Source organism: Leptospira noumeaensis (assembly GCF_004770765.1).
GTDB lineage: Bacteria > Spirochaetota > Leptospiria > Leptospirales > Leptospiraceae > Leptospira_A > Leptospira_A noumeaensis.
This window is the reverse complement of the sequence record NZ_RQFK01000007.1, coordinates 130,401-143,232: the sequence shown is the minus strand read 5'-3', so window position 1 is coordinate 143,232 and position 12,832 is coordinate 130,401. Positions and strand designations below refer to the sequence as shown.

The window sequence follows — 12,832 nt, the reverse complement described above, 5'->3', positions numbered from 1 at the left end:
TAACCTCTATTCATGGCCGGAAGTATCAAAGTCTGTTTGGAACTTGCAGATTTGATTCGTAAAGAAAACCTCGAATCAAGAGAAAAAATCCCAACATCAGATACACATTTACGAATTTGGTCTTCCCAACTATCGCGAACCGAAGAGGATCTTAGAAAATTACTTACCGCTTTGAGAGACAGCCATTATATTTTCATTGTATCTGTCGTAGCTCCCGATCCAAATTTATTTGTTTATGGTGAAGATGCTTATGTTTTTGCTGAGCCGTTCATTTTGAACGAATTAAAAAAACATTCTGAAGAATCACTGGAAAAACTTTACGAGGCCAGCAACTACAAACGAAAATCTGCATTTCAAATTACACGAGAATTATTTCCAAAAATCAAAGAGTTTAACAACACTCCACTTGGCCGATCTATCAACGTTTCCGTTATGTTAGAAGAATTCCAAAGAATGTTAACCGCCCAAAGTTACGAATATACTGACCAATGGCGAAGGAACAAACTTCAAGAAATTTTCAAAGATGAAATCAACGCTGCAGATGAGTTGGCAACAACAACCAGAGACTTTGACCCAACCAAACGGGCAGTAGACCAACTCAAAGAACAAGGACCAAAGGAAAAAGTTGACCAGAACTGGATAAAAGCCAAAGAAAACTTTTCTACCGAATTTTTACTAAGAGTTCATTTTAGAAAATATGAGTTTGATATCGTAAAAAAACTAATCCAGTCCGGAAAACTAAAAGAAGAAAAAGATATTAAATACGTTCGTGATACGCTTCAACTGATGGAAAACCGATTGGATCAAGACAACCTTCTGAAAAGATATTCTGCAGAGATGATCGAACTCAGAAGGTATGCCCAAGCAAAACTCAATATGCTTAGGCAAAGTGTTGGATCAAAACAAGAAAACTAATTTATAGAAAACTTAACTTTTAAACCAACCTGATTTATCCAACTGGATGTAAACCTGGAAGAAAAACACAACTAAACTAATAAAAATCATCCTTCTTTTCAATGAAAACTGACTGATTGTATGATTTTGTTTTTCTGGAATGTAAAGCAGGTAAATGATTAAATTCACGTTAAAAAATAATCCCAAAAACTCTGGGGACAAAATAGAAAATTTTTCCTTAAGCGCTGGAATATAAAAGGCAGCTAAAACCAAAATACTTGGAATAAAGTATAAAGGAGATTTTAAGTTCCACAACTTATCTTCTGTTGCATCAACATTATGTTTGATTCCCGTTTCTTTTTCCAAAATAGAAACCAATTCTTCTCGGGAAGCAAGATTCACAATGGGATGAATTTTTTCTTTTGTTTCTAGTACTATGCGATCATATCCGCGAAATTTATCAGTAGTGATTTGCTCTAAATCTTTGATCCGAATGGTAGCACAATTTCCATTGGCATCAAATTGTTTGAGGGAACCACCATCCAGTTCAATTCGTCCGGAAGAAAGGATTTCCACTTGTTTTAAAAAGTTTTTCCTTAAAAACCAAAAGAACAAACCAAGTAAAGGAAGGAAAATTGTTAAAAACTGAACCCTACCTTCTTTCGGCACCTGCAGACTGTTATAGGAAACAAAAATTAGAAATAGAACAATGACTGTCCAAGTCCTTTTTAATAATTTACTCCGAAATAAATTTACATCATAAAGAAATATCTTTGGGTTGCTCATTAGAAAAACTCACTTTTGCGAAAGATAGACTCCATTTGGATTCCTGATTTTTCTAAATTCTCTGCACCACCTTCTTCGCGGTTTAAAATACAGATTCCTTTAGTCACAGAAATTCCAGCCTCTCTCAACACTTGGACTGCTTTCAAAGTGGATCCACCAGTAGTAATTACATCATCTAGAACCAAACAAGACTTTACTTCTTTCCAGAATCCTTCGATTTGTTGGCCAGTCCCATGACCCTTTGCCTCTTTTCGAACCACCAAAGGGTAAATGAGTTTCCCTTTCCTCTGGTATGATAAAGCGATAGAGTATGCTAGTGGATCCGCACCGAGAGTGAGTCCTCCGACGGCTTGGAATTCAATACCCAGTTTAGGAATGATTTCCTCAACAAAACACTCAGCCAAAATGGCAAGGCGTTCTGGATGGAGAGTGACTTCCTTACAATTGAAATAATGGTTAGATTCTAACCCACTCGCCAGCTTAAAACTGGTCTCAGAATAGCGGTAAGCGTATGATTTCATCCAAACGAAGAGTTGTTCGCGGTACTTTTGGGACATATTCCAATTATTTTTCCAATTCCACTCAGGAAAGTATATTTTTATCTTGTTGTGATTAAATAAGTGACTAAAAAAGGTAAGTGACTTACTTTTTACAGTCACTTTCTAAAGTAACTTACTATATTTATATAGTGACTTTATTTAGTAACTAACTGTATAAATAAACTCACTTACCTAAATTAGCAGCCTTATTTAAAGGATTTCGAATTTCTCACAAAAACTATGCACCAAGGAACCAAAAAAGGAAAGGTAAACCTCTATGGAAACGATGATCATGAGAATGCCGTTACGAGAACGTAAGAAACAAGCGATTCAGAACTCTGTTTTACAAGCTGCAAAACAGTTATTTCGGGAAAAAGGATACACAGCAGTTACCGTTTCCGAAATTGCTGATTACGCCGATATCTCTGTGAAAACACTATTTACCTACTTTCGATCGAAGGAAGACCTAGCATTCCAAGACGAAATACTATTTTGTAATGAGTTGATCCAATGCCTACTGGGACGGAAGGAAGAAGATTCAATTTTCGAAGCCTTCAAACACTTCCTTTGGAATTTGATCCAATCGATCGATCCAGAGGAATTAGTGGATTCGCTTCCCGGTTTCCATCCTTGGATGGACAGCCCAGAATTAGAACAAAGGTATTTATTGCTTTGGGAGCACTACGAACTGAGATTAGCAGACGCCCTGCAATTAGAAAGGGGAACCATTGAATTTAATCCTATTCTTAGAGTGGTAGCAGGCCAAATGGTCTCTGTACTGCGGATATTAGGTTCGAAGGCTTTTAAGGAGTATCTAAAACCAATACCGATCGCTCTCAGACACCGTGCTTTAGAAAAATGGTTACTTGGATCCCTCGAAATGATATCGGGAATCCAAGGTTATTCACAATTAATGAAAATTCATTAATTGAGTCATTAATCCACTCGACTTTTATCAGATAAAGTGCCGAGAAAGAGGACTATTTTTTTGGTCTCTTCATCAGAAAGATCCAAACCAAGTTGGTGGAAAGCCATCTTTTTTACGGCTTCCTCCAAAGTTTGAACCGCACCATCATGAAAGTATGGGCCAGTGAGAGCGATGTTTCGAAGGCTAGGCACCTTAAAGAAAAACTTATCTTCTACTTTTTTGGTTACATTATAGAGTCCAAGGTCAGCCGTTTTGTATTCATTCACTTGGCCAATCTTTCTATAAGAGTTCCCACCGAGTAAATTGCCTGAATGACAAGATGTACAACCAGCTGCTAGAAAACTTTTGAATCCTTCTTGTTCTTCTTTGGAAATACTTTTATGGTCACCGTTGATAAAATCATCAAATCGAGAAGATGTCACAAAAGTTCTTTCAAAGGCAGCAATTGCCCCAGCCAAATTTTCGTAAGTCACTGGAGTTTTTTCATTCGGGAAAGCTTTTGCAAACAATCCTGGGTAATCTGCATCTTCGTTCATTCGCTTTAAAACTTCTTTCTCGGAAGGCATTGCCATTTCTACAGGGTTCAAGATAGGCCCTTTCGCCTGTGCTTTCAAATCTGCAGCTCGACCATCCCAAAATTGAACAAAATGAAATCCTGCATTTAGAACCGTAGGAGAATTTCTATCTCCATTTTTTCCAAAGGCACCTGGAGAAGTGGAAAGGTTATCCACACCGGCAGCCTTGCCCTCAATGTTGTGACAAGAGTTACAAGATTGAGTTTCGTTTAGGGATAATTTCTTCTCAAAATATAGTTTTTTCCCAAGGGAAATTAGTTCTTCAGTATCGTTTTCAGACCCAGGCATTTTTGCCGGTAACGCACCAATGATTTGTTTTGCTTTCACTTGCAAATCTTTGGTTTCCTGAGAAGGCCCGCAATTTGCGAATGATAGGAAGAGAAGGGAAAGAAGAAAAGGTGTAAATATTTGTTTGAGCATATCGATCCTCTAGACGGATATTCCCAGATTTTACGCAGAATCGGCAAGTTAGAAATATTATACAATGAGTCTAAACTTAGAATCATATTAATTGTATCCAAACTATACAATTTGAGTGGTTCTAACCCACAGAAAAGTCTAGGTCGGTCTTTGGGCCAACAATTTAAGGCAAATGAATGTCTTCTCTGTTTGAGGCGGGTGACAAACTAGGAAAAGTAACCTACTTTCGATTTTGGCACGATTTATGCTTATAGTTCCTTTAGAATTTTAGGAGCTGTCTATGTTGAACACAAGAAGAACGGATCGCATTGAATCATTGGATTGGGACGATTTAGTTTTGAAACTTTTTTCAATCAATGAAAACCCCGAGTTCCTGATCGCAAGAATTGGTAATATTTCGGAACTGGGTGTGAGTGGGAATCTAGACCAAGAAGTCCGTCTCGATGACCGTGATTTTGTTACCGGAGTCATCGAAAGTGATTTAACTCGGTCAAGAATTTCCTTCAAAGGCAAAATTGCATGGATCAAAGAAACTGACCAAGGCAGGCATTTCGGGATCAAGTTTTTGGAAGAATTGATTTTACCAAATTTTATCATCGCAAGATCCATTGCAGAATCGGCAGCCTAGACACTAAAAAAATCGGGATTCGGACTCTGTTTCTCACTAGAATCCCTCGATTTGGTTCTTAACCAAGCCGATATTGGTAGGGAAGCTATGTCCCAGGTTAAACATTTGATATCTTGGCAAGATTGGAGTGATGGAGAGATCCAAGAACTTCTTGAATTTGCCGTTTATGTAAAGAAAAATCGAGTTTATTTTTCCGGACATATGGCCGGTCGTTCCCTTGCCATGTTATTCCAAAAAACATCTACAAGAACTCGGGTTTCCTTTGAAGCTGGGATGACTGAACTTGGAGGACATGCCATATTTTTGGATTGGATGGCATCCAATTTTCTTTTATCTGATATTGATTTTGAAGGCAAATATTTATCCAGCAACGTGGCCGTCATCATGGCTCGACTCAAAAAACACGAAGACCTACTCGTTTTAAAATCAGGATCAACAGTTCCTGTAATCAATGGATGTTGTAATTTATTTCACCCCTGCCAATCACTTGCTGATATACTTACTATTGTTATGGACTCACCTAATGACTGGCAAAAGAAAAACTTATGTTATATTGGTGTTCATAATAATGTTGCGAACTCTTTAATTGAAATAACAGCTGCTCTTGGAATTCACCTAACACTAGTAACACCTATTGCTTCGGATGAATCAATCGTTAAAGCATCCATTGATAGAGCAAAGAAAAAAGCAACTATCTCCTGGGAGACGGATGTCAAAAAGGCTGTATCCAATGCAGACTATGTTTACACAGATACCTGGGTAGATATGGAATTCTTCAACGATCCAAAATTTCAAAAAGAAAAAGAAGAAAGAATTCAGTTGATGATGCCATACCAGGTAAATGCAGAACTTTTAAAAAACACGAAAGCAAAAGTAATGCACGATATGCCCATCCATGCAGGTTATGAAATTACTAGAGATATGGTACAAAGTGAACGTTCGATTATTTTCACACAGGCTGAAAATCGCTTAGATGCTCAAAAAGCAATCATAATCAAATTACTAGAAAACCATAGTTAAAACGTAGAGCCACAATCAAAACCATTTGATAAAATAGATTGGAGGTTTTGTTTTCCGTTAATTTTTGATCAGATAAACTTGGATCATTGCATTTGCTTTTGTTTCGCCGCTTTGGTCTCGATCTCCGATGATAGGCAGAACGGAATGATCGTCAATTGACTCTTTTGCTAAAAGAGATTTGATTTCGTCGTATCTCCGCTTTAGAAGTCGAACTTGAAAACCTATATCTCCCGTTGTGTTCACTTTACCGAACAATACAATTTGCACTTTTTCTTCTGATTTTAAAATTTTTTGGCTTAGTGCGGATCATTTATTTTGTGAATCTTCGGTTAACCTATGATCATCTGGCTCAAAGGAAATAGACTCGATTGGCTCTGGATTTCCGACTGGTTTCCAAAAAGTTAATTTTGACTTCGTTAAGTTCCCATCTCCATCTCCAGACTTAACCGATTTTTCTATTTGATCCCATGAACAAGAAAATAAAGAAAAACATAGAACAGAAATAAAAAATTTTTGAATCATAAAACCCGCGAGTCGAGTATCTATATCATATACCAAGCGTTATATTAATTCAGACACGTAATATTTAAAGAATTGATTATGATAGATCTAATCATAACACTTGATTCTGATTCAAATTACTTTTGCGAAACAATCATTCCATAACAGAATCTTTACGGTTGATCATCCATCCGCTAAATCCGTCTAAAAAATATAAAAAGTCAATTTTATCATCATGATCAAAATCAAACTTTTGTAAGGCTTCATCATAACAGCGAAACCAAACCGCCCTTTCCTTTTCAGAAATAGGGAACACAAAATGCCGCATTCGCATCCGAGCGGGGCCCCATTTTTCAACGTACAAGCTAGGGCCACCTAACACCTGGATTAAAAAATCTGCCTGTTTCTCTTTTGCGAGATTCCAATCCCCTTTAAACATCCATTTGATTTCCGAACTCGCCACCAGATCATAAAAATCAGAAACAAGTTTGCGAATTGCTACCTCACCCCATTTTTCAAAAAGAAATTTAACGTTCGGGCTAGGGGGAGGTGGTCCACCGGGGGGAGTGTAAATATCATTCGGATCCAAATCGATAGTCAGTATCGCGAAAGGGACAGGAAGGGGAAGTCGAATTTTCGACCGGAGCCGAAGGCGGAGCCCGGGCTTGCCCGGCCCCGAGGGACGAGGGGTTCGCCCCCCAAAATCCAAAATAAATCATCTAAGTTTCTATGGGAACCAGCTGTAAAAAGTAACTGGCTTTCCTTTTGTGATTTCGAAGAGGAGAACCTCTATCCGGATTTGGTATTAATTCCTGGACGATAGGTAAAATTCGCAAAACTTGGTAAAAAATTCCGAAAAAGGTATACTAAATGGCACTGACTCACCCGCAATCCGCACTCTTTGCAGGAGAAAAACCTTTCCCTATCATCCCTGCTTGTGAACACTTCGCTGGATCTGAAAAACTCATCACGAAAGCTCTCGAGTTACAAAATAAACTCGGTGGACTTTTCGATATCACGATGGACTGCGAAGACGGTGCCCAAACTGGGAAAGAAAAAGAACACGCAGAAATGATTGTTCGCATTCAAAATTCTGAACTCAACAAACACAAAATGAGTGGTGTTCGTATTCATGATTATACTAACGAACATTGGCGCGGTGATGTTGATATCATTGTTCCAGGTGCAGGAAATGTAATTGCTTATATCACCATTCCAAAACCGACAAAAGCAAGTCAGGTAAAAGAACAAATCACTTACATCCAAGATGCTTGTAAAAAAGCAGGGATCAAACGCGAAATTCCAATCCACGTTTTGATTGAAACTCACGGTGCATTGAATGAAGTATTTGAAATTGCGGCTCTTCCTTGGTTACAAGTTTTGGATTTTGGTCTAATGGACTTTATTTCCGGACACCACGGTGCAATTCCAGCATCTTGTATGAAGTCTCCTGGTCAATTTGACCACGAACTCCTTCGCCGTGGAAAAGCAAACCTAGTGGCAGCTGCCCTTATGAATGGTGTGATTCCGGCTCATAACGTAACCCTAGATCTTAAAAATATCTACCAAACATACGCAGATGCGAAACGTGCACATGATGAATTCGGTTTCTTACGTATGTGGTCCATTTATCCTGCACAAATCCAATCGATTTTGGATGCAATGGCTCCTAACTTTGCTGAAACTCTCACTGCTTGTGAAATTCTCATCAAAGCTCAAGACGCGGAATGGGGACCAATCCAACATGACGGGGATTTACATGACCGTGCGACTTATCGTTATTTCTGGGAACTAGTCCAAAAAGCGAAACTCACAGGACAAAAACTTCCAGAAGAAGTAGAAAAAAGATTCTTCTCTAAGTAGTCGATAAAACTAACCGCTCGACTTGGTAAGTTAGTTACTTTGGTGACTGGCTTACCTTTGGAAGTCCGTGTAAAAGGTAAGTGACTTTACTAAGTAAGCGACTTACCTTTTACACCTAGTTACCTTTCTTTCCGCATCATCAGTCCCACACTATGACCTCCCCCTGACACCATTACTCTTCCCACTCGCGCGGAACTGGATCTGAACGAATCTCTAAATTAACAATTTCTTAATTCACATTCAAACTTTCTCATAATCACAACGAGTGGCGTTTGATCCAAGAGACAAAAACAAAATCCCGATACGGAATTCTCATCAGAATGGAAAATCCTATCCTCCCATCCCAATAGAATCTTAGGCAAAGCAGCCATTTTCCCGAATTTTCTAGTCAATGACGCGAGGAAATACTGGAAAAAGAAGTGATAGAGATTAATATCACAGCAAATTTTCCAATTTTACGGATAATATATCTAATATAATGATTTTATGTTTACAATAATGGAATTGGATTAGTTACTATCCTCAATTATGAGCAAGCGAATATCCAAATCTAAACCCTTTCTTTCTCTCGTTCTTTTCCTTACCTTCGTAGGTTCAGGAACTGCAATTTATGGCCAAACAGAGCAGGCGACAAATCCCAAAGTGGATGCCGCTCTAGAACCCCCTCCCCTTCCTCCACAAGCCAAAGAGGAAAAAAAAGAAGGGTATGTCAGTCAGCAAATTGGAAATCTTTCAGGAGAATATCTACGAACTTTGCAGGTAACCAGCAAACAAAGAAAGTCGATCCAAGAGAATAAAGGACTTTGGTTTGCTGATAAGTTTCGCGTTGGATTTGGAATTCGTCCTAAGGTAGATTCACTCAATAATACTGATTTTGATAAATCTACTGCGGACAATAGAAACAGCACATTAACTCAAACTCAGTTTTATCTATTAGGAGATATCAATGAGAATGTTTTATTCAAAATCACACTACAAGATGTGCGCCTATGGGGAGGGGAAGTAGTATCAAATGGAACTGCTGACCAGAAGTATGGTGCCATTGCAAATGCCGGAACTACCATTGACACCACCAAACAAAAAGATGTTGCATTGAACAATTTTACTGGCCTAAGAGAAGCTTTTTTAGATTTAAAAACAGCAAATCAAAATTTCCGATTACGGACAGGGAGACAAATTTTAGAGTTTGGAGACGGACGTATTCTCGGAGCAAGAAATGATAGTTTGAATGGAAACTCATTTGATGCACTTCGGTTCACTGGAAAAATCAGTAATCATACATTGGATTTATTTGGATCTGTGATTGGAGCAGAGAACAACTCCAATAGTATTGTTTCAAACAACTCAACTAAGTTAGGTGGAATTGGCGATTCCTATTATGGCGGAGCTCATTATAACTGGAAGGTAGCCGATTGGTTAGGTCTTGACTTATACAATTACAGTTTGTTTAAACAACAAAAAAAAGCAACGGCACCATCGCCTCTTTCTGAAACAAGAAGTTATCGTGGTGATGATCAATTAAACACCTCAGGTTTTCACCTCACAAATCGAACCAAAAATAATGCATTACCGGATACCACAGGAATCGACTGGATGGTTGAAGCTGCATGGCAAACAGGTTTTACCGGGGAACGAGTTACACCCGATTGGTTGAATCAAAACGGAACTTATTCAACCAATCAAAAAACGGGAGAACCACCTCCTTTATCTGAAGCAGTAAGATACAAAGCCAATTTAGTTGCCGTACAACTTGGATACACTCCTGTAAAAGAATTTCGTATTGGAGTTCAATATGTCCAAGCATCTGGAGATCCAAATCGGAATGATTCTAGTGTAGGAACTTATAATCCCCTATTTGCAACGAGAAGGATGGCAGGAGGTTCCCTACCTTTTGCAGGAAACGGAAACTCTGGACTTGTTTTTTGGCAAAACATTAAAGATTATTCATTACACTTAAAATACGAAACTTCTAATTATGGAACTTTTATTTTAAATCCACACTGGTATTATAAAGTTAAGTTACAAGATGGATATTATGATAATAATAACTACGTCGCTGGTAGCAAAGCGACAGGTGAAACTGCTTCTACGGAAGATTATTATAATACAGATGCTTATAACGTAAACAAACCAAAGTTAGGAAAACTTGTAGCAACTGAGGTTAACTTTATTTATATCATCACTCCATTTGAAAACGTTTCGTTTTGGTTTGGTGCCACTGTGATTCGTGCTGGAGATGCGATCCGAAACCAAAAGAACAATCCGAATGAACCAGATCCTCTCCATCGGTATGATTTGAGTCCAACGGCAACGATGGTTACATTCCAAACTGTTTTTGCGATTTAAAAATTTAGAAAATAGCGACGGTATATTCTATAGAACCAAGGCCAAAATGTCAGCCTTGGTTCTATTCGAGAGAATTTATTTTAACTTAAACCTTTCTACTTGGGTGGAAAGATAAGATGCCTGTGAGGCAATTTCAGAAGAGACAATGGTCAACTGGTCAGATCCTGTAGCAACATCTTGGGTTCCATTAGAAATACTGATGATAGTTTTTGAGATTTCCTCTGTGGCTCTTTTTTGTTCGAAAACTGCATCTTCAATTTGTAGGTTTAAATTAGTTAACAAATTAGAGTTTTGAGCAATGTCCTTTGCATTATTTTCCTGCAAAAGAACAGAACCTAACACTCTAGTTGCGGAAGTTTCGAATTCTTTCACTCGACTGTTCAGCAAATTCAAAACTTGTGCTGCTTCCGTTACTTTTTTGTTTCCATTTTCCACAGCGGAGTTAGTGGAAATTACAAGATCACCAATTTCTTTTACAGAAGCCCCGGTTTGTAGGGCAAGTTTCCCAATTTCTTCTGCAACGACAGCAAACCCTCTACCAGCATCCCCTGCTCTAGCTGCTTCGATCGCAGCATTTAACGCAAGTAAGTTTGTTTTTTCTGAGATTTCAGTAATGATATCTAATACTTCACTAATTCGTTCTGCCTTTTCACCAATGTCTTCCATCGCTCGAGTAGACTCGTTCATAGCAGTTTCACCAACGACAGCATGTTCTCTGGATTCCGAAGCGAATTTAGCAAGATATTCCATCTCTTTGTTGATATTCTGAACTTCTTCCCTTAAGGTCAAAACGGATCTATCGATTTCTTTCATCTTGACTACGGCTTCCTCCATTGACTTACCAACGTTTTCGGCAGATGCAGACAACTCTTCTACTGCCGCGGAAGATTCTTCTGCAGCAGATGCTTGTGTTTGTGAAGTGTCTGATAGGTTTTGTGAAGTGGAAGCCATGGTATTGGATTGATGGCCCAACTTCTCTACAGTATGTTTGATATCTCCAATGATAGAAACTAAACTATTTTTCATTTGGTTCATAGAATCTAATAATGTACCAATTTCATCCTGGTTGATTTCTTCCGCGCTGATTGCCAAGTTGCCGTTTGCGATTTGAGAAGAAAATTCCATTGCTTTTTCCAAACGCAGACTAATTTGTTTTTTAAAAACAAAATTTAAGAAAAACAAAACGACAAATAAAATCGCAACTGAAATCAAAACAGAACTAAGAACCACTTTAGTGATTTGATCACTAAAAATAGAATCAGGAATACTAATTTGAAGTGCCCAAAATTGTGGATCTTTTCCGATATGGAACGGAGAAAAATAATGAGTGTAACCTCCATCTTGAATCGTGAACATTTTTCCCAATTTTAAATTTTCTAAATAATACTTTAAATGTTCTGGATTTTCTATTTTTTTACCTAATTTGGATTTGTCTTGCCCATACATTACATAAGTTCCGTTAGATGACAAAAAGGCAATATGGCCTTGTCCTCGAAATGGTCGAGTGTCTCCGATTTTTTCCTGTAAGGTACCTACATCCAAATCAATTCCGGCAGCTCCCATAAATTTACCCTTAGGGTAAATCGGAACCACAAGGGAAATCATTTGAATTTTTTTTCCACCAGCTAAATACTCGTAAGGTCCAAAAACCTTCGCTTTATTTGATTTTTTAACTTGGAGATAATAATCACCTGCCCCTTCCGGATTATCATAATCTACTAACGGTTCTAATTCGATTTTACCTTCTGAATTTCGATGTAAATAAGGAATGAATCTACCTGTTTTATCATGTCCAGGTTTTCCAACGAAAGCAACATCTCTCCCTTCATAACCGTTAGGTTCGTAACAAAGCCATATAGCAAAAATATCATCGTTACGTTCCAGAATTTCTCTCATACTACTGATCATGGATTCCCGAGGAGGTGACGCATAAAATAAGGCAAAACGAAAACCACGAATCACGCCCATCATCGCGTTGAGATGTTCCTGAATTTCAAATGACCACTTTTCAGAAGTAATTTTCGAATTTTCTTTAATTTCGGCGTTAAGGTCTGTGATTGTACGATAGATTTGAAATGTAGTTAGTATCAGAAATCCAATAAATAAAATACCTGCTATAGATAAAGAGACCCTTTGGCGTATACTCATAAGGATCGATCTTATGTTTAATAAATTTTTTGTAAATATATTACCGCTTCCGGCACTGAAATCTCGGTTTGATGGATCAAGAAATTGACTAACGTGTCGAAGTGAACGGCTGTGGATTGGGTGGTTTCACTAAGGAAACTCGACATCTTTCAGGATCTCGAGAAAACTAACCTGAATTTGTCTC

General features: G+C 38.1%; 13 protein-coding genes. 6 read left to right on the top strand and 7 right to left on the bottom strand.

Annotated elements, in window-relative coordinates:
- The first annotated feature begins 12 nt into the window (after positions 1-12).
- Positions 13-915, top strand: coding sequence for a hypothetical protein (locus EHQ24_RS00740; RefSeq protein ID WP_135599808.1), 903 nt, complete (start codon positions 13-15; stop codon positions 913-915).
- Positions 916-927: 12 nt separating this feature from the next.
- Here EHQ24_RS00740 and EHQ24_RS00735 read toward each other — a convergent pair whose 3' ends face one another.
- Positions 928-1,680, bottom strand: coding sequence for a hypothetical protein (locus tag EHQ24_RS00735; RefSeq protein ID WP_135599807.1), 753 nt, complete (start codon positions 1,678-1,680; stop codon positions 928-930).
- Positions 1,680-2,237: an orotate phosphoribosyltransferase gene (gene pyrE / locus EHQ24_RS00730; protein WP_135599806.1), complete on the bottom strand. Its 558-nt coding sequence runs from the start codon at positions 2,235-2,237 to the stop codon at positions 1,680-1,682. Before pyrE ends, EHQ24_RS00735 begins: the two co-directional genes overlap by 1 nt.
- A 259-nt stretch (positions 2,238-2,496) precedes the next feature.
- Here pyrE and EHQ24_RS00725 point away from each other — a divergent pair, with 259 nt between their 5' ends.
- A complete protein-coding gene (locus EHQ24_RS00725) occupies positions 2,497-3,147 on the top strand; it encodes a TetR/AcrR family transcriptional regulator (protein WP_135599805.1) in 651 nt (216 codons plus the stop codon).
- A gap of 8 nt (positions 3,148-3,155) precedes the next feature.
- Here EHQ24_RS00725 and EHQ24_RS00720 read toward each other — a convergent pair whose 3' ends face one another.
- The gene (locus EHQ24_RS00720) at positions 3,156-4,142 is read right to left on the bottom strand and encodes a cytochrome-c peroxidase (RefSeq protein ID WP_135599804.1); all 987 of its coding nucleotides are present in this window, start codon (positions 4,140-4,142) and stop codon (positions 3,156-3,158) included.
- 280 nt (positions 4,143-4,422) lie between these two features.
- Between EHQ24_RS00720 and EHQ24_RS00715 the strand changes: the two genes are divergently transcribed.
- Together EHQ24_RS00715 and EHQ24_RS00710 are read left to right on the top strand one after the other, a co-directional pair.
- Positions 4,423-4,770 (top strand): LEPBI_I2431 family sigma-54 regulated protein, encoded by a 348-nt coding sequence (locus EHQ24_RS00715; RefSeq protein WP_135599803.1) that lies wholly within the window; start codon positions 4,423-4,425, stop codon positions 4,768-4,770.
- Positions 4,771-4,857: 87 nt separating this feature from the next.
- Complete coding sequence (locus EHQ24_RS00710; protein WP_135599802.1) at positions 4,858-5,790, top strand: ornithine carbamoyltransferase; 933 nt, start codon at positions 4,858-4,860, stop codon at positions 5,788-5,790.
- 57 nt (positions 5,791-5,847) lie between these two features.
- Here EHQ24_RS00710 and EHQ24_RS19290 read toward each other — a convergent pair whose 3' ends face one another.
- From EHQ24_RS19290 to EHQ24_RS00700, 3 genes are all read right to left on the bottom strand, one after another.
- The gene (locus tag EHQ24_RS19290) at positions 5,848-6,057 is read right to left on the bottom strand and encodes a hypothetical protein (protein ID WP_208725673.1); all 210 of its coding nucleotides are present in this window, start codon (positions 6,055-6,057) and stop codon (positions 5,848-5,850) included.
- Positions 6,058-6,096: 39 nt separating this feature from the next.
- Positions 6,097-6,312, bottom strand: a complete 216-nt coding sequence (locus EHQ24_RS19285) for a hypothetical protein (protein WP_208725672.1) — start codon at positions 6,310-6,312, stop codon at positions 6,097-6,099.
- Between the two features lie 133 nt (positions 6,313-6,445).
- Positions 6,446-6,880 carry a globin domain-containing protein gene (locus EHQ24_RS00700; RefSeq protein WP_135599801.1) on the bottom strand — a complete coding sequence of 145 codons (435 nt, stop codon included), beginning with the start codon at positions 6,878-6,880 and terminating at the stop codon, positions 6,446-6,448.
- Between the two features lie 281 nt (positions 6,881-7,161).
- Between EHQ24_RS00700 and EHQ24_RS00690 the strand changes: the two genes are divergently transcribed.
- Entirely contained in the window at positions 7,162-8,154 is a 993-nt protein-coding gene (locus EHQ24_RS00690) for an HpcH/HpaI aldolase/citrate lyase family protein (RefSeq protein ID WP_135584633.1), read from the top strand.
- A 528-nt stretch (positions 8,155-8,682) separates the two neighbouring features.
- A complete protein-coding gene (locus EHQ24_RS00685; RefSeq protein WP_135599800.1) occupies positions 8,683-10,500 on the top strand; it encodes an alginate export family protein in 1,818 nt (605 codons plus the stop codon).
- Between the two features lie 75 nt (positions 10,501-10,575).
- Here the strand turns inward: EHQ24_RS00685 and EHQ24_RS00680 are convergent, their stop codons facing one another.
- Positions 10,576-12,648, bottom strand: a complete 2,073-nt coding sequence (locus EHQ24_RS00680) for a methyl-accepting chemotaxis protein (protein WP_135599799.1) — start codon at positions 12,646-12,648, stop codon at positions 10,576-10,578.
- Between the last annotated feature and the right edge of the window lie 184 nt (positions 12,649-12,832).

Coding starts and splice junctions, on each gene's coding strand:
- EHQ24_RS00725 (WP_135599805.1), top strand. CDS start 2,497: ATGGAAACGATGATCATGAGAATGCCGTTACGAGAACGTAAGAAACAA.
- EHQ24_RS00720 (WP_135599804.1), bottom strand. CDS start 4,142: ATGCTCAAACAAATATTTACACCTTTTCTTCTTTCCCTTCTCTTCCTA.
- EHQ24_RS00710 (WP_135599802.1), top strand. CDS start 4,858: ATGTCCCAGGTTAAACATTTGATATCTTGGCAAGATTGGAGTGATGGA.
- EHQ24_RS00715 (WP_135599803.1), top strand. CDS start 4,423: ATGTTGAACACAAGAAGAACGGATCGCATTGAATCATTGGATTGGGAC.
- EHQ24_RS00685 (WP_135599800.1), top strand. CDS start 8,683: ATGAGCAAGCGAATATCCAAATCTAAACCCTTTCTTTCTCTCGTTCTT.
- EHQ24_RS00735 (WP_135599807.1), bottom strand. CDS start 1,680: ATGAGCAACCCAAAGATATTTCTTTATGATGTAAATTTATTTCGGAGT.
- EHQ24_RS00680 (WP_135599799.1), bottom strand. CDS start 12,648: ATGAGTATACGCCAAAGGGTCTCTTTATCTATAGCAGGTATTTTATTT.
- pyrE (WP_135599806.1), bottom strand. CDS start 2,237: ATGTCCCAAAAGTACCGCGAACAACTCTTCGTTTGGATGAAATCATAC.
- EHQ24_RS00740 (WP_135599808.1), top strand. CDS start 13: ATGGCCGGAAGTATCAAAGTCTGTTTGGAACTTGCAGATTTGATTCGT.
- EHQ24_RS19285 (WP_208725672.1), bottom strand. CDS start 6,312: ATGATTCAAAAATTTTTTATTTCTGTTCTATGTTTTTCTTTATTTTCT.
- EHQ24_RS00690 (WP_135584633.1), top strand. CDS start 7,162: ATGGCACTGACTCACCCGCAATCCGCACTCTTTGCAGGAGAAAAACCT.